22 protein-coding genes are annotated in these 24783 nt (G+C 60.3%); 8 read left to right on the top strand and 14 right to left on the bottom strand.

Going from position 1 to position 24783, the window contains the following annotated elements; genetic code table 11:
- Positions 1-102: 102 nt before the first annotated feature.
- Entirely contained in the window at positions 103-1317 is a 1215-nt protein-coding gene (locus DZG07_RS12595; protein WP_091912749.1) for an NADP-dependent isocitrate dehydrogenase, read from the top strand.
- A gap of 105 nt (positions 1318-1422) precedes the next feature.
- Here the strand turns inward: DZG07_RS12595 and alaS are convergent, their stop codons facing one another.
- Positions 1423-4089, bottom strand: a complete 2667-nt coding sequence (alaS, locus tag DZG07_RS12590) for an alanine--tRNA ligase (RefSeq protein ID WP_119817522.1) — start codon at positions 4087-4089, stop codon at positions 1423-1425.
- A gap of 193 nt (positions 4090-4282) precedes the next feature.
- Positions 4283-5377 (bottom strand): recombinase RecA, encoded by a 1095-nt coding sequence (recA, locus tag DZG07_RS12585; protein WP_091912745.1) that lies wholly within the window; start codon positions 5375-5377, stop codon positions 4283-4285.
- Between the two features lie 285 nt (positions 5378-5662).
- Between recA and DZG07_RS12580 the strand changes: the two genes are divergently transcribed.
- Positions 5663-6529, top strand: a complete 867-nt coding sequence (locus DZG07_RS12580; protein ID WP_119817519.1) for a PfkB family carbohydrate kinase — start codon at positions 5663-5665, stop codon at positions 6527-6529.
- Here DZG07_RS12580 and DZG07_RS12575 read toward each other — a convergent pair.
- Positions 6499-6822 (bottom strand): TfoX/Sxy family protein, encoded by a 324-nt coding sequence (locus DZG07_RS12575; RefSeq protein ID WP_119817516.1) that lies wholly within the window; start codon positions 6820-6822, stop codon positions 6499-6501. The genes DZG07_RS12580 and DZG07_RS12575 overlap by 31 nt on opposite strands.
- Before the next feature lie 115 nt (positions 6823-6937).
- On the opposite strand from DZG07_RS12575, the gene DZG07_RS12570 reads away from it, so the two are divergent.
- Positions 6938-7435: a GFA family protein gene (locus DZG07_RS12570; RefSeq protein WP_119817513.1), complete on the top strand. Its 498-nt coding sequence runs from the start codon at positions 6938-6940 to the stop codon at positions 7433-7435.
- A gap of 5 nt (positions 7436-7440) precedes the next feature.
- On the opposite strand, the gene sufA is transcribed toward DZG07_RS12570, so the two are convergent.
- From sufA to DZG07_RS12525, 9 genes are all read right to left on the bottom strand, one after another.
- Positions 7441-7830 carry a Fe-S cluster assembly scaffold SufA gene (gene sufA / locus DZG07_RS12565; RefSeq protein ID WP_091912737.1) on the bottom strand — a complete coding sequence of 130 codons (390 nt, stop codon included), beginning with the start codon at positions 7828-7830 and terminating at the stop codon, positions 7441-7443.
- An 82-nt stretch (positions 7831-7912) separates the two neighbouring features.
- Entirely contained in the window at positions 7913-8224 is a 312-nt protein-coding gene (locus DZG07_RS12560; RefSeq protein ID WP_119817510.1) for a type II toxin-antitoxin system RelE/ParE family toxin, read from the bottom strand.
- A complete protein-coding gene (locus tag DZG07_RS12555) occupies positions 8224-8469 on the bottom strand; it encodes a type II toxin-antitoxin system ParD family antitoxin (RefSeq protein WP_119817507.1) in 246 nt (81 codons plus the stop codon). Before DZG07_RS12555 ends, DZG07_RS12560 begins: the two co-directional genes overlap by 1 nt.
- 67 nt (positions 8470-8536) lie before the next feature.
- Positions 8537-8935 carry an SUF system Fe-S cluster assembly protein gene (locus tag DZG07_RS12550; RefSeq protein WP_197716906.1) on the bottom strand — a complete coding sequence of 133 codons (399 nt, stop codon included), beginning with the start codon at positions 8933-8935 and terminating at the stop codon, positions 8537-8539.
- A 2-nt stretch (positions 8936-8937) separates the two neighbouring features.
- Positions 8938-10182, bottom strand: coding sequence for a cysteine desulfurase (locus tag DZG07_RS12545; protein WP_119817504.1), 1245 nt, complete (start codon positions 10180-10182; stop codon positions 8938-8940).
- 3 nt (positions 10183-10185) lie between these two features.
- Positions 10186-11454 (bottom strand): Fe-S cluster assembly protein SufD, encoded by a 1269-nt coding sequence (gene sufD / locus DZG07_RS12540; protein WP_119817501.1) that lies wholly within the window; start codon positions 11452-11454, stop codon positions 10186-10188.
- A gap of 9 nt (positions 11455-11463) precedes the next feature.
- Positions 11464-12219, bottom strand: coding sequence for a Fe-S cluster assembly ATPase SufC (gene sufC / locus DZG07_RS12535; protein ID WP_091912728.1), 756 nt, complete (start codon positions 12217-12219; stop codon positions 11464-11466).
- Between the two features lie 27 nt (positions 12220-12246).
- Positions 12247-13770, bottom strand: a complete 1524-nt coding sequence (gene sufB, locus DZG07_RS12530) for a Fe-S cluster assembly protein SufB (protein WP_091912726.1) — start codon at positions 13768-13770, stop codon at positions 12247-12249.
- A 176-nt stretch (positions 13771-13946) separates the two neighbouring features.
- A complete protein-coding gene (locus DZG07_RS12525; protein WP_119817498.1) occupies positions 13947-15110 on the bottom strand; it encodes a cysteine desulfurase family protein in 1164 nt (387 codons plus the stop codon).
- A 231-nt stretch (positions 15111-15341) separates the two neighbouring features.
- Between DZG07_RS12525 and DZG07_RS12520 the strand changes: the two genes are divergently transcribed.
- Together DZG07_RS12520 and DZG07_RS12515 are read left to right on the top strand one after the other, a co-directional pair.
- The gene (locus tag DZG07_RS12520; RefSeq protein WP_091912724.1) at positions 15342-16016 is read left to right on the top strand and encodes an alpha/beta hydrolase; all 675 of its coding nucleotides are present in this window, start codon (positions 15342-15344) and stop codon (positions 16014-16016) included.
- An 18-nt stretch (positions 16017-16034) separates the two neighbouring features.
- On the top strand, positions 16035-16691 hold the full coding sequence (locus tag DZG07_RS12515) for an FMN-binding negative transcriptional regulator (protein ID WP_119817495.1): 657 nt from the start codon (positions 16035-16037) through the stop codon (positions 16689-16691).
- Position 16692: 1 nt separating this feature from the next.
- Here DZG07_RS12515 and DZG07_RS12510 read toward each other — a convergent pair whose 3' ends face one another.
- The gene (locus DZG07_RS12510; protein WP_119817492.1) at positions 16693-17832 is read right to left on the bottom strand and encodes an anhydro-N-acetylmuramic acid kinase; all 1140 of its coding nucleotides are present in this window, start codon (positions 17830-17832) and stop codon (positions 16693-16695) included.
- Positions 17833-17937: 105 nt separating this feature from the next.
- Here DZG07_RS12510 and tyrS point away from each other — a divergent pair, with 105 nt between their 5' ends.
- Entirely contained in the window at positions 17938-19191 is a 1254-nt protein-coding gene (gene tyrS / locus DZG07_RS12505) for a tyrosine--tRNA ligase (RefSeq protein WP_119817489.1), read from the top strand.
- A gap of 20 nt (positions 19192-19211) precedes the next feature.
- Here the strand turns inward: tyrS and DZG07_RS12500 are convergent, their stop codons facing one another.
- Positions 19212-22445 carry a DUF3971 domain-containing protein gene (locus DZG07_RS12500; protein WP_245429482.1) on the bottom strand — a complete coding sequence of 1078 codons (3234 nt, stop codon included), beginning with the start codon at positions 22443-22445 and terminating at the stop codon, positions 19212-19214.
- Positions 22446-22696: 251 nt separating this feature from the next.
- Here DZG07_RS12500 and DZG07_RS12495 point away from each other — a divergent pair, with 251 nt between their 5' ends.
- Both DZG07_RS12495 and DZG07_RS12490 read left to right on the top strand, forming a co-directional pair.
- Positions 22697-23164: a peroxiredoxin gene (locus DZG07_RS12495; protein ID WP_119821681.1), complete on the top strand. Its 468-nt coding sequence runs from the start codon at positions 22697-22699 to the stop codon at positions 23162-23164.
- Positions 23165-23488: 324 nt separating this feature from the next.
- A complete protein-coding gene (locus DZG07_RS12490) occupies positions 23489-24766 on the top strand; it encodes a M23 family metallopeptidase (protein WP_119821679.1) in 1278 nt (425 codons plus the stop codon).
- Positions 24767-24783 lie beyond the last annotated feature (17 nt).

The following is a 24783-nucleotide window of genomic DNA, read 5'->3' as shown; positions in this document are numbered from 1 at the left end:
TGTAGCGTTTGCGCAGCCAACGGTGCTTTGCTATACGGGCCGCAACCCTTCGCGAAGCCCTTGGAACAACTCTGTTCCTCTCCCAGAAAGAGGCATTTCTCAATGACGAAAATCAAGGTGGACAATCCGGTCGTCGAGCTCGATGGCGACGAGATGACCCGCATCATCTGGCAGTTCATCAAGGACAAGCTGATCCACCCCTATCTCGACATCGATCTGAAATATTTCGATCTCGGCGTGGAGCATCGCGATGCGACCGACGACCAGGTGACGATCGATGCAGCGAACGCGATCAAGAAATACGGCGTCGGCGTAAAATGCGCTACGATCACGCCGGACGAGCAGCGCGTCGAGGAATTCAAGCTGAAGAAGATGTGGAAGTCGCCCAACGGCACCATCCGCAACATCCTGGGCGGCACCATCTTCCGCGAACCGATCATCATGAAGAACGTGCCGCGGCTGGTTCCGGGCTGGACGAAGCCGATCATCGTCGGCCGTCATGCTTTCGGCGACCAGTACCGCGCCACCGATTTCAGGTTCCCGGGCAAGGGCAAGCTCACGATCAAGTTCGTCGGCGAAGACGGCCAGACGATCGAGCATGAGGTGTTCGACGCTCCCGGCTCCGGCGTTGCCATGGCCATGTACAATCTGGATGAGTCGATCCGCGAATTCGCGCGCGCCTCGCTGAACTACGGCTTGCTGCGCGGCTATCCGGTCTATCTCTCGACCAAGAACACGATCCTCAAGGCCTATGACGGCCGCTTCAAGGACATCTTCCAGGAAGTCTACGAGCAGGAGTTCGAGGCGCAGTTCAAGGAAAAGAAGATCTGGTACGAACACCGCCTGATCGACGACATGGTCGCCTCGAGCCTGAAGTGGTCGGGCGGCTATGTCTGGGCCTGCAAGAACTATGACGGCGACGTCCAGTCCGACACGGTCGCACAAGGCTTCGGCTCGCTCGGCCTGATGACCTCGGTGCTGATGACGCCGGATGGCAAGACCGTCGAGGCCGAGGCCGCCCACGGCACGGTCACGCGCCACTATCGCCAGCACCAGAAGGGCGAAGAGACCTCGACCAACTCGATCGCCTCGATCTTCGCCTGGACGCGCGGCCTCGCCCATCGCGCCAAGCTCGACGACAACGTGGAACTGAAGAAGTTCGCCGACACGCTGGAGCGCGTCTGCATCCAGACCGTCGAAGCCGGCTACATGACCAAGGATCTTTCGCTGCTGATCGGTCCCGACCAGCCCTGGCTTTCGACCACCGGCTTCCTCGACAAGATCGACGAGAACCTCAAGAAGGCAATGGCCGCCTGAGCTTTCGACCTTAACGGGCGTGAAAACGCCCGGTACGCTCCACCCTCAATCAAAAAGGCCCGCGGCATCTGCCGCGGGCCTTTTTGATTCCGAATGAAAGTTGCGTCAGGTGCCGGCCAGTGCTGCCCTGACGGCTGCGATGGCCTCGGACGCCTTGCTGCCGTCCGGGCCACCGGCCTGAGCCATGTCGGCGCGGCCACCACCGCCCTGCCCGCCGAGTGCGGCAGATGCAACGCGCACCAGATCAACCGCGCTGAAGCGCGCGGTCAGATCATCCGTGACGCCAACAACGACGCTGGCCTTGCCGTCATCGCCGGAGCCGACGAAAACGACAACGCCCGAACCCAGCGTGCTTTTTCCGGCATCGGCCAGCGGCTTGAGATCCTTCGGCGTCACGCCGGACACGGACTTGCCGAGGAAGCCGACGCCGGCCACGATCTCGCGTTCTTCGGCAGCGCCATTGGCTGAGGAACCGCCAAGGGCGAGCTTCTTGCGCGCTTCGGTCAGTTCACGCTCCAACTTCTTGCGCTCATCCAGCAGCGCCTCCACGCGCGCAGGCACGTCGCCCGGCGCGACTTTGAGGGTTGCTGCAGCTGCCTTCAACCGCCGATCCTGCTCATCGAGATGGCGGCGTGCCGCCTCGCCCGTCAGCGCCTCGATGCGGCGCACGCCGGCAGCGACCGCACTGTCCGCCACGATGCGCACAAGGCCGATGTCACCGGTCGACCTGACATGCGTGCCACCGCAGAGCTCTACCGAATAAGGCCGATTCGCTTTGGCGCCGGAAACACCGGTACCCATCGAAACGACCCTGACCTCGTCGCCGTATTTTTCGCCGAACAGCGCCATCGCGCCTTCGGCAATCGCATCGTCAACGGACATAAGCCGCGTGGTGACCGGGCTGTTCTGCACGACGATTTCGTTCGCCATGCGCTCGACCTCTTCCAGCTCCTCCAAAGCAATCGGCTTATTATGGGAGATGTCGAAGCGCAGCCGCTCGGGCGCAACCAGAGAGCCTTTCTGCGCAACATGGGTGCCCAGCACCTCGCGCAGCGCCTCGTGGATGAGATGCGTTGCCGAATGGTTGGCGCGCAACCGTGAGCGACGCGCATGGTCGACCTTCAGTTCGACGGCAGCGCCTGTCTTCACCACGCCCTTCGTCACCTTGCCGTTGTGGACGAACAGGCCGTCGGCCTTCCTCTGCGTATCCGAAACCTCGATCGAAAAGCCTTCACCGGAGATAATCCCGGTGTCGCCCATCTGGCCGCCAGACTCGCCGTAGAACGGCGTCTGGTTGACAATGACGGCGACCTGCTCGCCCTCCTTGGCCGCGTCCACGACCGCTCCATCCTTCACCAGCGACAGCACGATGCCTTCCGCCTGCTCGGTCTCGTAGCCGAGGAATTCGGTCGCCCCCGCCTTTTCGCGGACGGAGAACCAGACGGTCTCTGTCGCCGCTTCGCCGGAGCCGGCCCAATTGGCGCGCGCCTCGGCCTTCTGCCGCTCCATCGCCTCGGTGAAGCCGGCCAGGTTCACCGAGATGTTCCGCTGGCGCAGTGCATCCTGCGTCAGATCGAGCGGGAAACCGTAGGTGTCATAGAGCTTGAACGCCGTCTCTCCGTCCAGCATATCGCCTTCGTGAAGCGTCTCGGTCGCGTCGGCGAGCAGTCCGAGGCCGCGTGCGAGCGTCTTCCCGAAACGCGTCTCTTCAAGTTTCAGCGTCTCTGTGATCAGCGCCTCACCGCGGCTGAGTTCAGGATAGGCCTGGCCCATCTCGCGCACCAGCGCCGGCACCAGCTTCCACATCAGCGGCTCGTTCGCGCCGAGCAACTGCGCATGGCGCATAGCCCGGCGCATGATGCGCCGCAGCACATAACCACGGCCCTCATTCGAGGGCAGCACGCCGTCAGCGACGAGGAAAGAGGACGAGCGCAAATGGTCGGCGATCACGCGGAACGACGCAACGGTGTCCGCATCGGGAGCCCGGCCGAGAGCGGAAGCTGTGACGTCGATCAGATGGCGGAACAGGTCCGTCTCGAAGACGCTCTCCACACCCTGGAGGATCGAGGCCATGCGCTCCAGCCCCATGCCGGTGTCGATCGAGGGACGCGGCAGCGCGACGCGCTCCTCCTTCGTCACCTGCTCGTACTGCATGAAGACGAGGTTCCAGAACTCAAGGAAGCGATCACCGTCCTCCTCCGGGCTGCCGGGAGGGCCACCCCAGATGTGCTCGCCGCGGTCGATGAATATTTCCGAGCATGGCCCGCACGGCCCGGTATCGCCCATCGCCCAGAAATTGTCCGAAGTCGCGATGCGGATGATGCGGTCGTCGGAAAAGCCGGCGATCTTCTTCCAATAGCCCACCGCCTCATCATCCGTGTGGTAGACGGTGACGAGCAGCTTATCCTTGGAGAGTCCGAAGTCCTTCGTGATCAAATTCCAGGCGAGCTCGATCGCACGCTCCTTGAAATAGTCGCCGAAGGAAAAGTTGCCGAGCATCTCGAAGAAGGTGAGATGGCGCGCGGTATAGCCGACATTGTCGAGGTCGTTATGCTTGCCGCCGGCGCGCACGCTCTTCTGGGCGGTCGTGGCGCGCGAATAGGAACGCGTCTCCAGACCGGTGAACACATTCTTGAACTGAACCATGCCGGCATTGACGAACATGAGCGTTGGGTCGTTGCGCGGCACGAGCGGGCTCGATGGAACGACCTCGTGCCCGTTCTTTCGGAAATAGTCGAGAAAAGTCGACCGGATTTCGTTTACGCCACTCATGTCTTTGCCTTTGTGAGAATTCCGCCCGTGCTGAAGGCGGAAAATGGACATGGCCTTTTAGCCTTCGCACCCACCCCTGTCCAGAACGCCAAAGTACCGTAAATCCGCATCCGCGAAAGGTTACTTCCGCTCAAAATAAAACCGCCGGCACAAAGGCCGGCGGCTTGTCGAAACAACTGAAGCGCAAAGCAGCCTATGCTTCGTTGGCTTCGCCAGCATCATCCTCGAAATCGGCTTCCGGTCCACCCTCAAGGAATTTCTCGGCGATCAATCCTGCATTCTGCCTCAAGAGCAGTTCGATCTCGCGAGCGGTATCGGGATTGTCGCGCAGAAACAGCTTTGCGTTTTCACGGCCCTGACCAAGACGCTGCGAATTGTAGGAGAACCAGGCGCCCGACTTTTCGACCACGCCGGCCTTCACGCCGAGATCGACAAGCTCGCCGGTCTTGGAAACGCCCTCACCATACATGATATCGAACTCGACCACCTTGAAGGGCGGCGCCAGCTTGTTCTTCACCACCTTGACGCGGGTCTGGTTGCCGACGACCTCGTCGCGATCCTTGACCGAGCCGATGCGGCGAATGTCGAGGCGAACTGAAGCATAGAACTTCAACGCGTTACCGCCGGTCGTCGTCTCGGGCGAACCGAACATCACGCCGATCTTCATGCGGATCTGGTTGATGAAGATGACCATCGTGTTGGAACGCGAGATGGAAGCCGTAAGCTTGCGCAGCGCCTGGCTCATCAGGCGCGCCTGCAGACCTGGCAGGGAATCGCCCATCTCGCCTTCGATTTCGGCCCGCGGCGTGAGTGCCGCAACAGAATCGACAACCAGAACATCGACAGCACCCGACCGCACCAGCGTGTCGCAAATCTCCAGGGCCTGCTCACCGGTATCCGGCTGCGAGATCAGGAGATTTTCGAGATCGACCCCAAGCTTGCGGGCATAGACCGGATCAAGGGCATGCTCGGCATCAACGAATGCGCAAATGCCACCCTTCTTCTGCGCCTCGGCAACCGTATGCAGCGCCATCGTCGTCTTGCCCGAGCTTTCCGGACCGTAGATTTCGATAATGCGGCCGCGCGGCAGGCCGCCGACACCGAGTGCGATATCCAGACCGAGAGAGCCGGTCGAAACCGTCTCTATCTCGACGATCTTCTCATTTGCGCCGAGGCGCATGATCGAACCTTTTCCGAAAGCGCGCTCGATCTGCGACAGCGCGGCATCCAGAGCCTTTGATTTGTCCACCGTTTTGTCCTCTACAAGCCGCAACGAATTCTGAGCCATGATACATTACCCCTTGGACGTCAATGAAAGGCCGGGCAACCCGGTTTTGTCATCAACATGTACCTCTTTTGTTCTCATTTGGCAAGAGGCCTCAAGTGGTTGATAAGTAACATATTTCCACACATGTTCTATTTTTGTACTATAGAGCCGCACAAATGGCTGCGATTGCGTTCGCGCGCTTGCGTGCCTGACGCGCAGCCTTGGCGATTCGCTGCTGCGGATTGTCCAAAGCCCGTGCCCGCGCGATAAGCTCGCCACCGGGTTTTCATTTTAACAGGATGCGCGATGAAGTCTTCCAGAATTCTGGCCATAGGCGGCGCGCATATAGTCCGGCATGGCCAGGCCACCGACTCATTCGCACAGGGCGAATTCAATCCCGGCGTGATGCGCGAAGTTGTCAGCGGCGACGCGTTCAATGCCGCGCGCATGGCTGTGCAGCTTGGCGGCTCCGCTTCGCTGATCTCGATCAGGGGTGGAGATATTGCGGGCGAAACGGTATCCCGCGCCATTGCCGCAGAAGGCATTGAAGACCTTTCCGTGGTTTTCCTGGACCGCAAGACACCGAGCCGCACGGTCTTGCTGGACAGCGACCACCGCCTCATTGCCGGGCTCGACGACACGGCGCTTTACGACCTCGTCTTTCCGAAACAGATGCGGCGCTCGAAGATGCGGGAGGTGTTGGCACGGTCCGACGCAATTGTCTGCGACGCGGACCTGCCCGCCGCTGCCCTCGAAAGGCTGGCTGTGCTCGCCGCCGGCAAGCCACTGTTCGCGATGGCGGCATGTTCGACCAAGATCCTGCGCTTTGCGAATCTTCTGCCCCAACTCGCATGCCTTTACACGAAGCGCGAAGGCGCCGTTGCGCTTTCAAGCGGTGGCACGCAGGACGAGATTGCATCGACTGTGGAGAGGCTGCGCGAACGCGGCCTCGCATGCGGCATCATCATGGAAGACGATGGAACAACTGTCGGTTTCGACCGGGAAACGCTCTTTTCGATCCGATCGCTCGATCCCGAGTATTCGCTCGAGACATTGGCAGGAGCCACCATAGTCGCTCTGATGCGCGGGCTGCCGATGCGCGAGGCGCTCTCTGGAATAGGTGCAGTTCGCGAAGCGGGCACTCACTTGCCAGCGCGCAAGCCCGCCTCATAGGCCCTGCGTGCCCAGACCGTCATCTCTTCGGGATCATCAAGGGCGTCTTCAGGGATGCTCCAGTAAGGCATGGCGACCGTCTTGCCGTGCCTCGATCCGGTGTAGGTCCATTGCGTGCAGCCGGCAGCCTCGAAATCGAGGGCGCTTTGTGCATCCGCCTTCAGCCGGAATTCGCCACGGATTTCGACGGCGATGATGACGCCATCGAAATAGACGCCCTTGCCGCCAAACAAACGGCGGATCGAAACCGGCCCAAGCCCGTCGAAAAGTTCGCGAATGCGTTCATCGTCCATGGCGCGATCATGTCATGCGGCCCGGCACTTGTCATGACGGCAACCAAAGCTCTGCTGACAGGTTTTAATGCCTGAACATGATATGCCGAAGCGATCTATTTCCAGGAGTTGCCCAATGCCCGTTCTGCTCAAAGGCTCGTGCCACTGCGGTGCCGTTCATTTCGAAGTCGAGAGCCATACCCCTGCCCCCTACCAACTCTGCTACTGCTCGATCTGCCGCAAACAGCAGGGCGGCGGCGGTTATGCCATCAATCTCGGCGCTGACAATGAAACGATGAAGGTTACAGGCAAGCGCCACATCGGCGTCTATCGTGCCAGGATCGAGGATGACGAGCATCCGGTCTGTGAGATTTCCAGCGGGGAGCGCAATTTCTGCAAGAAGTGCGGATCAACCCTGTGGCTCTACGATCCAACATGGCCGGAGCTTGTCCACCCCTTCGCGTCAGTGATCGACACCGACCTGCCCACCCCGCCACAGCGCACGCACCTGATGCTGAAATACAAGGCGAACTGGGTTGAGCCGAATATCGCCAAGGGTGACAAGACATTCGACGTCTATCCCGAGGAGTCGATCGCCGATTGGCACAAAAGGACCGGTATGTGGGTTGATTAGAGCGCTCAGGCAGCGCCGGCTGATGCTCTCGCCTCGGCAAGCTGCTTGAGATCGGCGGGCTTCAGTTCAACCGATTCGCCGCAGCCGCAGGCCGAACTCTGGTTCGGATTGGTGAAGGTGAAGCCGGTGCGAAGCTGCGTCACTTCGAAATCCATCACCGTGCCGAAAAGGAAAAGCGCTGCTTCCGGCGCAACATAGACATGGGCGCCGTCACGCTCGATGTGATCGTCCTTGGGGTTCGGCTCGGTCACCAGATCGACCGTATATTCCATACCCGCACAGCCGCCCTTCTTGATGCCGAGGCGAATGCCCTGCGCACCTTCACGGGTCGCCACGATCTCGTTGACGCGAGAAGCGGCCTTTTCGGTCATGCTTATGACGGCAAAGCGTCCCATTTCGTTCTCCATGCCCATGCAGGTTCAAGGCCTGCCGGATACACTATAGATGGTCGATCGAAGTCCGGTTGGCAAGTCGCAATCAGATATCGTCGTCCCGGTAGTACGCGATGAAATCACGATGGCCTTCAAGCACCGTCACCACTTCGAAGATGTCATCTCTGTACCGGAAAAAGATAACATAGCCCTTGAAGGCGAAACTGCGCAGGCCCGGCTTCAACTCGGTTCGCTCTCGCCCCAACGTGCCCGGAAGCGACGCCAGCCCGGCGCACTTTTGTCGTAACTCGCCAACGAATGCCTCGGCCAGGAAGCGGCTGCCGGTGGTCGTCGCGATGTAGATTGCGATGTCCAAAAGATTGTCGAGCGCTTCACTGGAAAAGCGGAGTTCCCGCATCAGGGCCGTTCTGCCGCCCAGCTATCCAGCTTCGCATCCAGCGCCCGTTTGACATCGTCTTCGCTGTGACTGCCACCACGGCTTATTGCGGCCTCGACGGTTTGCCGGAGCGCGAAAAGCTTCGCCTCGCGCTCTTCTACGAGTCGTAAACCCTCTCGAACCACTTCGCTGGCAGAACCGTATCTTCCCTCTTCAACGGCCGTGGCTACAAAGCTTTCCCAGCGTTCTCCGAGTGAAACATTCATGATGCTCTCCTTTTCAGAGTCATCATACCAGACAACAGAAATGGCGCAATTTTTGTTATCGACGTACTCAATACCACCCGACCGCGACCTGCGCCTCTTCCGACATGCGGTCGGGCGTCCAGGGCGGATCGAAGGTCATGTTGACCTCGACATCGGAAACACCTTCCACCGCGCCGACCGCATTCTGCACCCAGCCCGGCATTTCGCCCGCCACCGGGCAGCCTGGCGCCGTCAGCGTCATATCGATCTTGACCGAGCGATCATCTTCGATGTCGATCTTGTAGATGAGGCCAAGTTCATAGATGTCGGCCGGAATTTCCGGGTCGTACACCGTCTTCAGCGCCGAGACGATGTCATCGGTCAGCCGCGCCAGCTCTTCGGCGGGAATGGCAGAAGCCGAAACGAGCCGGTTGCCCTTCTCGTCCGCGAGCTTCACTTCGGTCGTTGCGTTTGCATCTTCCATCATCATCACCCGAAGAATTTCCGTGCTTTTTCAAGCGCTTCCGCCAAAGCGTCCACTTCGGCACGTGTATTATACATACCGAAGGATGCCCTGCATGTGGAGGTTACACCAAAGCGTTTCAACAGCGGCTGCGCGCAATGCGTGCCGGCGCGCACCGCCACCCCTGCCCGGTCGATGACCATCGACACATCATGCGCGTGAATGCCCTGCAGTTCAAACGACACGATCGCGCCCTTGCCCGGCGCCTCGCCGAAGATGCGTAGCGAGTTGATCGAACGCAGGCGCTCATGGGCGTAATTCTTCAGATCGGCCTCATGCGCGGCAATCGCCTCGCGGCCGACCTTTTCCATATATTCGAGCGATGCGCCCAGACCGATCGCCTGGACGATCGGGGGCGTGCCGGCCTCGAAACGGTGCGGCGGATCGTTGTAGGTGACATTGTCTTCCGTCACCTCGGTGATCATCTCGCCGCCGCCCTGGAAGGGCCGCATGCGCTCCAGCATATCGCTCTTGCCGTAGAGCACGCCGATGCCGCTCGGCCCATAGACCTTGTGGCCGGTGAAGACGAAGAAATCGCAGTCCAGATCCTGAACGTCGATGGGCATATGAACAGCACTCTGGCTGCCATCGACCAGCACCGGAATGCCGCGCGCATGCGCAATCCGCACGATCTCCTTGATCGGCGTAACGGTACCGAGCGCGTTGGACATCTGCGTGATCGCGACCAGCTTGGTGCGATCGGTCAGCCGCTTTTCGAATTCCTCGATATGGAACACGCCCTCATCGTCGACCGGCACCCAGACGAGCTTTGCGCCTTGCCGCTCGCGAATGAAGTGCCACGGCACGATGTTGGAATGGTGCTCCATGATCGAGATGACGATCTCGTCATCCTTGCCGATGTTGGGCATGCCGAAACCATAGGCGACCGTGTTGATCGCCGAGGTCGTATTCGATGTAAAGACGATCTCTTCCGCACTGCCGGCATTCAGAAAGCGGCGCACCGTTTCGCGAGCCTTTTCATAGGCATCGGTCGCGGCGTTCGACAAAAAATGCAGGCCACGATGGACATTGGCATATTCATTGGCATAGGCGTGCTGGACCGCATCGAGCATGACCTGCGGCTTCTGCGCCGACGCACCATTGTCGAGATAGACCAGCGGCTTGCCATAGACTTCGCGCGACAGGATCGGAAAATCGCGCCGGATCGCCTCGACGTCGTAGAATTCCGCGATTTTACCCGGCGCGTTCATGCTTCACCCATGCGTCTGGAACCATCCGTCGAGCAACGCTTCCAGCGCCTCGACAACCGGCTCGACTTCCAGTTCCTCGATGACTTCGGCGACGAATGCCTTGACCAGCAAACCGCGCGCCGTCTTCTCGTCGATGCCGCGCGCCATCAGGTAGAAAAGATGGTTGTGGTCAATCTCGGTGACCGTCGCGCCATGGCCGCACTGCACGTCGTCGGCGAAGATTTCGAGTTCCGGCTTGGCCGAGAACTCGCCGTCATCGGACAGAAGCAGCGTGTTGCAGGCCATCTTGGCGTCGGTCTTCTGCGCGTACTGAGCAACGTTGATGCGGCCCTGGAACACGCCGCGCGCCTTGCCGGTGACGACATTGCGGATCACTTCCGTCGAACTCGTATGCGGCACCGAATGGTCGAGCACCATGGTGACGTCGGTATGCGTGTCGCCGGCGAGCAGATTGATGCCGCGCAGGGTGAAGACCGCGCCCTCACCCGCCGCGTTTACGACGATTTCCTGGCGAACCAGCTTGCCGCCGGCATTCATCACAAAAAGCGTCAGCTTCGAATTCTTGCCGAGCTGAGCCTTGAACTGCGCCAGATGCGTTGCGGTATCCGGCTGTTCCTGCACGATCAGCCACAGCACTTCGGCATCATCGCCGAGCAGAAGCTGGCTGATCGAACTGACGAGTGCGGCGCCCTCGCCGGTCTGGCGCTCGACGATCGTCGCCTTGGCTCCAGTGCCGACACGTACGGGGAAGCGCATATGCGTCTGTCCGCCGGCCTGCACATTCTGCAACTCAAGCGGCGTTTCGAGTTCGGTGCCATCAGCGATGTCGATGAAATAGCCGTCGGCAACAAATGCGGTGTTCAGCGCGCCGATCGCGTCATCAAAGCCGTAAGGATCGAGCGCCGGCGCAAAGCTGCCGTCCGTAAGCTTCTCGGCCAGCGACTGGACTGTCACGCCTTCGATGGAAGGAAATTTGCCTACAGTCGTACCGTTCAGCGCTGAAAGCACAGTCGAGCCTTCGAGCAGCGGCGCAATGACCTTTGCCTTGGCCGTCTCGTCATGCGCCGGAACCGAAGTCAGCAGACGGCGCAGGTCGGTATAGTGCCAGGATTCGATGCGCTTGGTCGGCAGGCCGGCCTTCAGCGCCTCGATGGCGTCGTCGCGCTTGACCATGACCTCGCCATCGCCCGGCAGCAGCGACAGGCGCTCGCCGAACGCGTCGATCAGTGCCGTTTCGGCTGCCGTTCGCTGCGGTGTTGCGTGCATATTCATGACACTCACCTATGCCGCCTCTTCGATGATCCCGGCATAGCCGTTCTCTTCCAACTCGAAAGCCAGCGACTTGTCGCCCGACTTGATGACCTGGCCCTTGTAAAGCACGTGAACCGAGTCCGGCACGATGTGTTCGAGCAGCCGCTGGTAGTGGGTGATGACCACGATGGCACGGTCGGGCGAACGCAGCGCGTTGACGCCGTCCGAAACGATCTTCAGCGCATCGATGTCGAGGCCGGAATCGGTCTCGTCGAGTACGCAGAGATTCGGCTGAAGCAGCTTCATCTGCAAAATTTCGGCACGCTTCTTCTCGCCGCCGGAGAAGCCGACATTCAGCGGACGCTTCAGCATCGCCATGTCCATGCTGAGCAGGCCTGCCTCTTCCTTGACGCGCTTCAACAGCTCCGGAATCTTCAAAGGCTCTTCGCCGCGTGCCTTGCGCTGCGCGTTCATAGCGACCTTCAGGAACTCCATGGTCGCAACGCCCGGTATCTCCATCGGATACTGGAATGCGAGGAAAATGCCGGCGGCGGCACGCTCGGCGGGGTCCATTTCGAGGATCGACTCGCCGTTGTACAAAATCTCGCCTTCGGTGACTTCATAGTCGGGCCGGCCGGCAAGGATGTAGGACAAGGTCGACTTGCCCGAGCCGTTCGGGCCCATGATGGCGGCGACTTCGCCGGCCTTCACGGTAAGGTTCAGCCCGCGGATGATTTCGACGCCGCTCTCGGCGATCCGGGCATGCAGGTTCTTGATCTCAAGCATATTTTTCTTCCTGAATTCCAATGCCGGTCAGCCGACCGAACCCTCAAGCGAAATACCGATGAGCTTCTGCGCTTCGACCGCGAACTCCATCGGCAGTTCCTGGATGACTTCCTTGACGAAGCCGTTGACGATCAGCGCGATGGCCTCTTCCTGGGGAATGCCGCGCTGCATGACGTAAAACAGCTGGTCCTCTGAGATTTTCGAAGTCGTCGCCTCGTGCTCGAACTGAGCCGACGAGTTCTTCGCCTCGATGTACGGCACCGTATGCGCGCCACAGTCCTCGCCGATCAGCAGCGAGTCGCACTGGGTGAAGTTGCGCGCATTCTCGGCCTTGCGATGGGCTGAGACCTGACCACGATAGGTGTTCTGGCTGAAGCCGGCGGCGATGCCCTTGGAGATGATGCGGCTCGAGGTGTTCTTGCCGAGATGCAGCATCTTGGTGCCGCTATCGACCTGCTGGTAACCGTTCGACACGGCGATCGAGTAGAATTCGCCGCGCGAATTGTCGCCACGCAGGATGCAGCTCGGATACTTCCACGTGATCGCCGAACCGGTTTCGACCTGAGTCCAGGAAATCTTGGAGTTCTTGCCGCGGCAATCGCCACGCTTGGTGACGAAGTTGTAGATGCCGCCCTTGCCCTGCGCGTCGCCGGGATACCAGTTCTGGACGGTCGAATATTTGATCTCGGCATCATCGAGCGCGACAAGCTCGACGACGGCCGCGTGCAACTGGTTCTCGTCGCGCTGCGGGGCCGTGCAGCCTTCCAGATAGGAAACGTATGCGCCATCCTCGCAGATGATCAGCGTGCGCTCGAACTGGCCGGTGTTCTTCTCGTTGATGCGGAAATAGGTCGACAGCTCCATCGGGCAGCGAACGCCCTTCGGCACGAACACGAAGGAACCGTCGGTGAAGACAGCCGAATTCAGCGTCGCGTAGTAGTTGTCCGTCGTCGGCACCACGGTGCCGAGATACTTCTTCACCAATTCCGGGTGCTCACGGATCGCTTCCGAGATCGAGCAGAAGATAACGCCGGCCTGCGCCAGTTCCTTCTTGAAGGTCGTGACCACAGAAACAGAATCGAACACCGCATCCACCGCCACGCGGCCGGACTTGTAGACATTGTCACCGACTTCATCGAGACCGTCGGCATCCGCCTGCGGCTTCTGGACGCCAGCCAGAATTTCCTGCTCCTTGAGCGGGATTCCGAGTTTTTCATAGACCTTCAGCAGTTCCGGATCGACTTCCTCAAGCGAGGTCGGCCCCGGCGTGCTTTTCGGCGCGGCGTAGTAGTGAATGTCCTGGAAATCGATCTTCGGATAGTGGACGCGCGCCCAGGTCGGCTCTTCGAGCGTCACCCAGCGGCGAAAAGCCTCAAGACGCCATTCCAGCATCCATTGCGGCTCGTCCTTCTTCTTCGAAATGAAACGGATCGTATCTTCGGACAGGCCCTTGGGTGCCTTGTCCATCTCGATCTCGGTCTCGAATCCATATTTATATTGGTCAACGTCGATCTTACGAACCCGATCGATCGTATCCTGCACAGCAGGCATAAGCGTTCTCCATCCACGCCGGGGTCAAGGCCCGACAGTTTTCAAACTATGGCACCGCTGGTGCGGCGTAAGTTCCATATAGTGCGTCTTGCCGGGAAATTCACCCGTTGGAAGCGTCACAAACGCTCCAAAACGCACCGACTCGTTGGCCCAGAAAGCCAAATTCCATCCGCCCTTCAGGCAGCTTTCGTTTTTTCGGCGCGACGCGCCAGAATTCCGGCCAGCGCCGCCCTGAATTGCTCGATCTCGGCCTGCGTGGTCGCTAGCCCGATCGAAACACGCAGCGCGCCTTCCGAGTTATCGTGTCCCATGGCCTTCAGCACATGGCTGGGGCCGACTTTGCCCGACGAACAGGCTGAACCTGCCGACAGCGCCACGCCCTCGAGATCGAAGGCGATTTGTGCCGTCTCCGATTTGACGCCTGGAATAGCGAAGAAAATCGTATTGGCAAGCCGTTCGCTCCGGCGTCCGAATATTTCTGCATCGGGCGCAAGCGACAAGATCGACGCTTCGAGGCCGTCGCGCAGTGCCCGAACTTGATCGATCCCCGCGAGCGCAACCTTCGCTTCGCGCGCTGCAGCACCAAAACCGGCAATCGCGGCAAGGTTTTCCGTGCCCGCCCGAAATCCTCGCTCCTGCCCGCCACCGGTAACGAGCGGCTTCGGCATCATCAGGTCCGAGGCAGCAACGAATGCGCCAACGCCCTTCGGCCCGCCGATCTTGTGCGACGACAATATCAGGTAGTCAGCGTAACCCGTGGTCAGATCGAGCGGAATGCGCCCCGCAGCCTGAACCGCATCGACCACGAACCCGCCACCGGCCGCCTTGACGATCTCGGCGATCTTGCCGAGAGGCTGAATCACGCCGGTTTCGTTGTTGGCAGCGTGGATCGCGACCAGTGGCAAGCCTTCGGCCTTGTCGTGATCTGCGAGCGCCTGCCTCAAAGCGTCCAGATCCGTAATTCCGTCGCCGTCGACGTCGATCTGGGTCGTGCGCTCGGTGCCAAACCGTCCGCCATTGAGCAAGCAAGGATGATCGGCAGCCGAGACGTAGGCCTTCGACATACGAACCGCACCGCGTCCCATCTGCCAGTCCGGCGTCAGAAGCGTCGTTGCCGCTTCGGTCGCGCCCGAGGTGAAGACGACATGCTCGGGTTTGGTGTTGACCAACGCTGCAACGTCGCGTCTCGCATCCTCGACGATGCGCCGCGCCGCCCGTCCCTCGCTATGGACGGAAGAGGGATTGGCTGTGATGCCGAGAGCCGCGACCATGGCTTCGCGCGCGCCCGGCAACAGCGGGGCGCTCGCATTGTGGTCGAGATAGGCGCGTGACGCAGCCATTTGCGCTCGATCGGTCCTCTAAATAGCCATTCCGCCGGGTTGAACGTTATTTCCTTGAAATTCCAAGGCCAGACGTCCTATTTACCCGCATTGTCAAATAGGTGGCTAGTCCACCCAGTTTTGAACAGTTCTAAACTAGCTTCTAAGAAGACGCCCGCCCTGCGTCAAGGCCAGCGGCAGAATTGTTCCAAGCGGCGGTCAAGTTTTTGCACGAGTTAAGTGGAGTCATTCATGCCTGAGGTCATTTTCGCCGGTCCGGCCGGTCGTCTGGAAGGACGCTACCAGCCGTCGAAGGAAAAGAACGCGCCGATCGCCATCATCCTGCATCCGCACCCACAGTTCGGCGGCACGATGAACAACAAGATCGTCTACGACCTCTTCTACATGTTCCAGAAGCGGAATTTCACCACGCTTCGGTTCAATTTCCGCGGCATCGGCCGCAGCCAGGGCGAGTTCGACCACGGCACCGGCGAGTTGTCGGACGCCGCAGCAGCGCTCGACTGGATCCAGGCCCTGCACCCGGATTCGAAGACCTGCTGGGTTGCCGGCTACTCCTTCGGCGCTTGGATCGGCATGCAGCTTCTGATGCGCCGTCCTGAGATCGAAGGTTTCATCTCGATCGCGCCGCAGCCCAACACCTATGATTTCTCCTTCCTGGCCCCTTGCCCATCATCCGGCCTTATCATTCATGGTGATGCCGACAAGGTCGCCCCGCCGAAGGACGTTCAGGGCCTGGTCGACAAACTGCATACGCAGAAGGGCATCACGATCACGCAGAAGACGCTGCCGGGCGCGAACCATTTCTTCGCAAACGATGCCGAACTGCTGCTCGAGGAATGCTCGGACTATCTCGACCGGCGCCTCGCCGGCGAACTTTCCGATCCACGGCCCAAGCGGCTGAGATAAAACACAGGACGAACGCCGATGTACCAGCCTCCTCATTTCATCGAAACGCGGCTGGACGTCCTGCACTCATTGATTCGCGCGCATCCGCTCGGCCTGCTCGTTTCGAACGGGCAGGAAGGGCCAATCGCCAACCCGTTGCCGTTCCTGCTCGATGGCGATGTGCAGCCGCATGGCAGATTGCGGGCGCACCTTGCCAAGGCAAACCCTCAATGGCGCATGCTGGCCGATAATCCCGACACGCCGGTGCTTGTCGTGTTCCAGGGGGCGGACACCTATGTCACGCCGTCCTGGTACGAAACGAAGCGCGAAACGGGAAAGGTCGTGCCGACCTGGAACTACGCCATCGTTCAGGTCCGCGGCCGCGTGCGCGTGATGGACGACAAGGACTGGCTCGCCGGCCAGATCGCGGAACTGACCGCCAGCCACGAAGCCGCCCGCTCGCAGCCGTGGAAGGTGACCGACGCGCCCGAAGCCTTCATCCAGTCGCAGATCAAAGGCATTGTCGGCCTCGAGATCGAGATCACCAGCATCGAAGGCAAATGGAAGGTCAGCCAGAATCGCCCGGTCGCAGATCGCGCCGGCGTGGCAGAAGGGCTGGAAACAGATGCAGGATCGCCCGGCACGGCCGAAATGGCGCATCTGGTGCGCCAATATGGCGGCCTGAACGGCGAATAGATCAAGCTTGCGCTTCGGCCGGTTCAGCCAGCACCCCGCCGCTCACCGCTTCCCGGCAGCCCGTAGTCGTCGGAAAAGTCAGCGGCAGTCCATTCAGAGAACGCACCGCCAGGAAAGCCCAGGCTTCTGCCTCGGTCGCATCACCATCCAGCCCGGCGTCTTCCGCAACGATCACCTCGGCACCTGCCTGTTCAGCCCCAGCGCGCAGGTCGCCAACGATATGCGGGTTCTTGCGACCGCCGCCGCAGACGATCCAGAGTTTCGGCTTTTCGGGCATATGCTCGGCTGATTTCAAAATGGCTTCGGCTGACACGGCTGCAAGCGTGCGCGCGCCGTCCGACAACTCCAGATCGTTCGCGAATTCCAGCGTGAAATCGTTGCGGTCGAGCGATTTTGGCCCCGCCTTCTCAAAGAACGGCACCTCCAGATAACGCTCGACCACCGAAACAACGACACCACCTTCGCTGGCAATCGCGCCACCGGCATCGAACGGCACACCGCCCTCGCGCGAAACCCATTGGTCGATCAGCGTATTGCCGGGCCCGGTATCGAAAGCGGCCGGATCACCCTTCTCAGGCACATAGGTGATATTGGAAATGCCGCCGACATTGACGAAGACGACAGGATATCGCCCGGAAAAAGGTTCCGGCAGCGTTCGCGCCAGAGCGGCATGATAGGCGGGCACCAGCGGCGCGCCCTGCCCGCCATGCGCCATGTCGTTGGCGCGCATGTCGTAGACCACCGGCATGTCAAGCTCGCGCGCCAGAAGCGCACCGTCGCCCACTTGCACGGTGACGCCGACTTGCGGCCTGTGCAGCACCGTCTGGCCATGAAAGCCGATCACATCCGGTTTGCCCAACGCACCGGCCGGCGACGCCAGAAAAGTCTCGACAGCGCGCGCGTGCCGCAGCGTGATTTCACGTTCCAGCTCTGCCAGATCGCCGGGCCGATCCTCGCGCTTCACGATTGCCTTTGCCGTTTCCAGCGAATTCTCGATGCGCCGCCTGAAAGCGGCTTCGTAAGGAACGAACAGCGACGGCCCTATCTCGATTTCGTCGACGCCGTCGGTCCGCAGCATGGCGATGTCGATGCCATCCATCGACGTACCGCTCATCAGGCCGATCGCGCATAGTTTCGTCATTTTGGTCGCCGTTCTTGTGATTCCTTGCCGCCAGATGCTAAACGCGCGCGATCACTCTTGCCACGGCAGCCTCGTATGCGCCGTGGAATTCTCGGGAAAAGAAAAATGTCCGCCTTCAAATCCGATTTCCTGCGCATCCTTTCCGAGCGCGGCTTCATCCACCAGACATCAGATGATGCCGGCCTCGACAAGCTTTTCGCCACGGAAACGGTTTCGGCCTATATCGGCTTCGATCCGACGGCATCGAGCCTTCATGCCGGCGGCCTGATCCAGATCATGATGCTGTACTGGATGCAGCAGACCGGGCATCGCCCCGTCGCGCTGATGGGCGGCGGCACGGGCATGGTCGGCGACCCGTCCTTCAAGGACGAGGCGCGCAAGCTGATGACGCCCGAGACGATCCAGTCCAACATCGACGGCATCAAGAAGGTCTTTTCGAGCTACCTGACCTTTGGCGACGGCCCGCGCGATGCGCTGATGGTCAATAATGCCGAGTGGCTCCTCCCGTTGAACTATCTCGAATTTCTGCGCGATGTCGGCCAGCATTTCTCGGTCAATCGCATGCTGTCGTTCGACTCGGTAAAGCAGCGGCTAGACCGCGAGCAATCACTGTCGTTCCTCGAATTCAACTACATGATCCTGCAGGCCTACGATTTCGTCGAGCTCAGCAAGCGCTACGGCGTCAAGCTGCAGATGGGCGGCTCGGACCAGTGGGGCAATATCGTCAACGGCATCGATCTCGGTCACCGGCTACGCACGCCCCAACTCTACGCGCTCACCTCGCCGCTGCTGACGACTTCGTCCGGCGCCAAGATGGGCAAGTCGATGAATGGCGCGGTCTGGCTGAATGCCGACATGCTGAGCCCCTACGAGTTCTGGCAATACTGGCGCAACACCGAAGATGCCGATGTCGGCCGCTTCCTGAAGCTCTACACGACGCTGCCATTGGATGAGATCGCGCGTCTCGAAAAGCTTGGCGGCTCCGAGATCAACAACGCCAAGAAGGTGCTGGCCACCGAGGTGACCTCCATGCTGCATGGCCGCGACGCTGCGCAGCAAGCGGAAGAAACTGCACGCAAGACCTTCGAGGAAGGCGCCTTCGCCGACGCGCTTCCGACTGTCGAGATCGGCAAGGCTGATCTTGAGGCGGGTATCGGCATTCTTGCGTTGTTCGTGACAGCCGGCCTTGCCGGCTCCAACGGCGAAGCCCGCCGTCACGTTCAGGGCGGTGCGGTGCGCGTGAATGACGCTGCGGTTTCCGATGAGCGGAAAATCATATCGAGCGCCGATCTCACATCCGAAGGTATCGTGAAGCTTTCGCTCGGCAAGAAGAAGCACATTCTGGTGCGGCCCGTCTGACCGGCCGCACCAACCGAAGATCACTGAAACTCGAAGATCGACCGGAAGATTCCCGGCGCGATGACCGAGAGCGGATTGATCTGCATGTTGGGCGATTTAGCTTTCCCGGAAAGCCGATAGGTCACGCCGATCAGGCCGCGGTCGCGCCCATTGCCCAGGATCGCGCCAAACAGCGGAATCTCACCGAATATCCGGTTCAAGCCGTAAGCGGGCATGAACGTCCCGGTCATCGCCATGTTGCCGCGCTCGTCATAGAGCGTGCCCTGGAATGTCGTGCCGATCAGCGGCCCGCGAAGCACGCCGTTGCCGATCTTCAGATATCCCTGGCCTTTCTCGATCTGGGCAAAGCCGCGCTCGAACTGCACCCGTGACGTGTCGATATTGCTTTTCACCGCCTGGTTCAGGCTGCGCTCGTCGCCGGGCGGCGTGGTCGAGACGATCGATGCCAACCTCGGCTCGTTGACGATCCAGAAGTTACTGGTGTCGACCTGCCCGCGCATGGGGCCGTCGCCGGCAGCCGACAGCGCCAGCTTGATGGCCCCACCTTGCATATTGTCGTAGATGTTCATGAAACGCAGGATCGCCCCGGCGTCCGCCGATTGCATCTGCAGGCTGCGCTGGCCGCTATCCGACGAATTGCGCACCGAGACCGCGCTTCCTGAGCCAGTCACCGCCGACACGGTCAGGCCGTTCACCTTCGACCCGGCGCCGCTATAGTTGACCGCGACGTTGGAGAGTTGCTCACCCCCAAACCCGGTAATCGCCTTGACGTCGAGATTTACCGAAACCCCTGCTCCGCCCGCTTTCCCTGTCGGACTTGAGCCGACGTCCGAGGTGAATTGCTTGATCAATGACCGGGCATCCATCTGGCTGCCGCTGACGTCGACCGAATAGCTTTTGCCCGAACGCTTGATCGAAACCGCGACATTGTCGTCGCGATTGAGTTTCACCGTCGTAAGGCGAGCAGAGGAGAAACTGCCGCCGGCAAGCGCGATCGAACCGCCGATCGCGAACGATTTTCCCTCGAGCCTGAAGTCGGAGAGCGTCGAATTGCCGTCGGATTTCTGCAGCGTGAAACTGAGGTCGGCGGCGATCCCCGGACCTTTCGACCACCCCACCCAGGGAATGTCGAGTTTTGTGTTTGTCAGATCCGCTGTGACACTCTGCTTGCCCGCCGTCGTTGCATCGAGATTGACCTTGATCGTACCCGACACCAGGGTCGAAAGCTCCGGCATGACGCTTTCGCGGGTCGCATCGTCAAGCACCAACTGAACCTTGCGCTGACGCTCCGGCCCTCCCGCCCGCAGCGGTTCGATAAGGGAAATATCGGCGGGAATCCCGTTCAGCTTTGCCTTGGCGGTTATCACGGCATTGTCGGGCTCGACAACAATCGTCCCGTCCGCATCGCTGATGCGCTGGCCATCCAGCGGCCTGGCGAGCGACAGATCCTCATAGTCGAGCGCGACATGCCAGAAGAGCTTGCTCGCATCGATGCCCTTGGAAAGCGGAATGTCCGCCTTCACGTTGCCACTCACCTTGCCGCTGAACTCGTCCGGCTTCATGCCCACGAAGCGCATGGCGTTGATCGGGTCGTAGGAAGCGAGCTCGGTGATTGCGGCGGCTTCGCCAGCGACATTGATGTCGAGCGCCCCGATAAGCGGCGGTCGATTGGCTTTCTCGATCCTGAGTTTGCCGTCGCTGGCGCTGACGCTCCGACCGCTAGGGAGAAAAACCGTTCCCGACGACAGCGAGATATCGACATCATTGCCCTGGAAATCCACCACGCCCATGGCATCGCGAACGGGCGGTATCAGGCCTGTGGTGTCAAATCGTGTGTCCTCGATCTCAAACCTGCCCGAGACCTCGTCGGCTGTAAGCGGAATACCGTTTCCGAGGCGATCCGGCACAACCTTGAACTGAAGCCTGCCATCAAGGACGCGCCCGCCGAAGACATGATCCAGAACCCAGCTTCTCGCGCCCTTCGCGGCAAACCAGGGCCATATCTGCTTGACGTGGGACACCTGCATGTCGTGGACGTTCAACGCCAGCGAAATACCCGGTGCCTTGCCGCCGCTGGGGATTTCCAGCGAGGCCGTTCCGAGAACCTCTCCAGACCCGCTTTTGACCGCGATCTGATCGGCGGTTATCAGGTTTTTCTCGGCGTCAAAGGTGCCGTTGATGCTCGCGATCACATCAAGCGCGGGCTCGGGCGAATCCCCGGGCGCTAGCGTTGCCGAGCTGCTGACGAGTTCATACCGGTAGGCCGGCTTGTCGCTGGCAAGGCCGGTCGCCGGCCGCGGCCCTATGGCGCCGTTAAATTCGAGATTGGTCCGTCCGGTTGCGACGCGAAGCCGATCGATTTCGATCTTGTTCGACCCCGTCAACAAAGTCGCTTGAACATCGACCGCGCCGTTGAAAGCTCCGTCCTTGCCCAGGTCAAGCACTGCACGATCGAGCGAGAGCGATGCCGTCAACTGGCTGGGATTGGTTGCAATTCCCTGCTGTCCGGAAATCGTCAGGCTGAAGTCACCGACATCACTACCGTTCTCTTGCGCCAAGGCTGCCGTCTTCACCTGAGCGTTGAGGTCGGTGATACGGCGCGAAACCGTATCGCGTGTCGCCGTTCCGGTCAGCGCCAACGCGCGACCGTCGATCTCGACATCAGCCGTGAAGGTGAGTTCGCCTGGCCCGCCTTCGCTCAATGAGGCTTCAGCTACGCGCACGATACGCACGCGGCCGTCTTCCGGAAGGACGAATTCGACATTTTCCAGTTGTATCTGACGCGTCGAGCCGACCTCCAATGCATCAAGCGCCCGACTGACCTGACCGAATATCGCCTCGGCGACCTTGTCGGGATTAATCAGGCCGTCATCGTTCTTGAGGATTTTGGTCCAGTCACCCCTGTCGGCCATCGGCATTGCTGCCGTTGTAATCCGCGCGTCGGAAATCCTGGCGCTCCCAAGCCGGATATTGCCCGAAAGCAGCGGCAGGAAACGCACCCCGAATCGCACCAGACCGGCATCGATGATCGGCGCTCCGTCTGCCGCCTTTACGCTGACATCTCGAACTTCCAGCGCGACAAGACGGGAGCCGTCCACGGACACGCCGGCGGGACCCATCGAAGCAGTGACGTCCACGCCGGCAAAGGTCTCGATCGCCTTCTCCGCTTCGGCACGCAACCTCTCGCTGCCCATTCCGGAATAGCCGATTACGAAAACGATCGCTGCAAGCACCCCGAACACGGTTGCCAGCACAGCTCCGGCCGCTAGGGCGAACCTTCCGCAACGCCTGGCAATGTCCTGGCGCGGCTTTCCGAAGTCCTGGCCCTCCGCCGATGGAAAGGCGCTAAGGTCCGTGATTTCGTGGCGCCGAAACCGTATCTTCTCGTGTTTTGGTACCTTGTGATCCACACGGTATCCCGTGACAGCGTTTCAGTCGTGGACGAATCCCAGAACGACAATATATCTCTGTGGGTTCGCGCGTAACCTCAAACAAGGGCACCGATATGACTGAACTCTCGACAGGAGACAATGCACCGGACTTCGAACTGCCACGAGATGGCGGCGGGAAACTCAGCCTTACAAGCCTTCGTGGTCAGAAAGTGGTGCTCTACTTCTACCCCAAGGACGACACGTCCGGTTGTACGGCAGAGTCGATCGACTTTTCAGGGCTGAAGCCCGATTTCGAGAAGGCAGGTGCAATCGTGCTCGGCATGTCGCCCGACAGCGTCAAGAGCCACGACAAGTTCAAGACCAAGCATAAACTTGCCGTCGAACTCGTCGCAGACGAAGAACGCAAAGCCCTCGAAGCATACGGCGTATGGACCGAGAAAAGCATGTATGGGCGCAAATATATGGGCGTGGAGCGCTCCACATTCCTGATTGGCGCCGATGGCCGCATCGCCAGGATTTGGCGCAAGGTGAAAGTACCCGGCCATGCCGCCGAGGTTCTGGAAGCTGCACGCGCACTGTAGAGTGGAACAATTTCAACCTTCCGACGTTTGATTTTTGAACGATCAACCACGCGGAGGAAGACATGTTACGCGGCGTATTGCTGTGGATGCTTGGCATCCCTATTCCGATCATCATCCTGCTCTGGATGTTCCTGCGATAGCCCCAGAAGCGGATGGAAAAGCGAAATTGAAACCCGCCACATGGCGGGTTTTTTTGTTTGCGCATTCCTCCCGAACAGCGAATTCCTTTCTGATTGCGCAGTTAAATCAGCGCGCGAAAAGCTTTGTTAACCCTAACAATGTGTAATCAACCTGTCGTTGGTCTCCGGCGTGGAAGTTGGTTCCGTGAAACAATCCGATCAGGCAGTGGTATTCGGCAAGCGCAAGGAACCGCACACGATCATCATCGCGCGCGGCAGCGAAATCAGGCATTTCACGGTGCGCCCCTGGATGGCGGCCTTTGTCGGCTCGGCATTCGCGGCACTGGCGGTCGGCTATCTTCTCGCGACTTCCTATCTGGTGCTGCGCGACGATCTCATTGGCGCCGCCACCGCACGGCAGGCGCGCATGCAGCAAGCCTATGAGGATCGAATCTCTGCCCTGCGCTCCCAAGTGGACCGCATAACCAGCCGGCAATTGCTCGACCAGCAGCTTATGGAAACGAAGGTTTCCGAGCTGATCGAGCGTCAAAGCCAGTTGACCAAACGTCACGGCAGGCTTGGCCCGTTGCTGGATCGTGCGGAAGCGGTGGTGAAAGGCGCAACGCCTGCAGACGGCTCCGCACCGGCAAAACCCGAAACGCGCGCCGAACTGGCCGCTCCGGCTGCCGACACGCAACTGGCCTACGCCGCAGTCGGCAGCACAAAGAACCCGTTCGCCTTATGGTCCACCCGCAACTCGGCAGCCCAGGCAGACTCGTCCGCCGATCATGCCGACAAGGTGTTCGTCACGCTCAACCAGTCGCTGCGCACGATAGAAAGCGAGCAGCTTGCCCGCATAGATTCCCTGGCCGAAAATGCTTACCAGACCGCCGACGTTATCTCCGACGCGCTCGAGTCAGCCGGTCTTCCCGTTGACGCAGATTTTGGCAAGACCGACGTCGGCGGTCCGCTGATTGCCGTCGACAACCCCAGTATGTTCGACACCAAGGTGAAGGAACTGGACGAGGCGCTGGACAAGCTCGACAAGGTGAAGAAGGAAGCGCAGCGGCTGCCTTTGGCCAATCCCGCGCCTGGCCGGTCGATTTCCAGCACTTTCGGCGTGCGCAGGGACCCGTTGCTTGGCACCCCTGCCCTTCATTCCGGCATGGATTTTCGCGCACCCATGGGATCAGATGCGCGCGCGACCGCCGCAGGAACCGTCGTTAAGGCCGGCTGGAACGGCGGTTACGGCCGCATGGTCGAGGTTGATCACGGCAGCGGCTTCTCGACCCGCTACGCTCATCTGAGCAGGATCGACGTCAAGGAAGGCCAGAAGATCGCCACGGGCGACACGATCGGCGAAGTCGGCACGAGCGGCCGCTCCACCGGCCCCCACCTGCATTACGAGGTCCGTCGCAACGGCGAAGCCGTCGATCCGCTGCGCTTTCTGAAGCTAGGCAAGAAGGTCGGCCAGTATCTCTAGGCGAGAAAACGGCGCTA

Source organism: Mesorhizobium sp. DCY119 (genome assembly GCF_003590645.1).
Taxonomy (GTDB): domain Bacteria; phylum Pseudomonadota; class Alphaproteobacteria; order Rhizobiales; family Rhizobiaceae; genus Mesorhizobium_M.
This window is presented reverse-complemented; position numbering and strand designations above follow the sequence as displayed.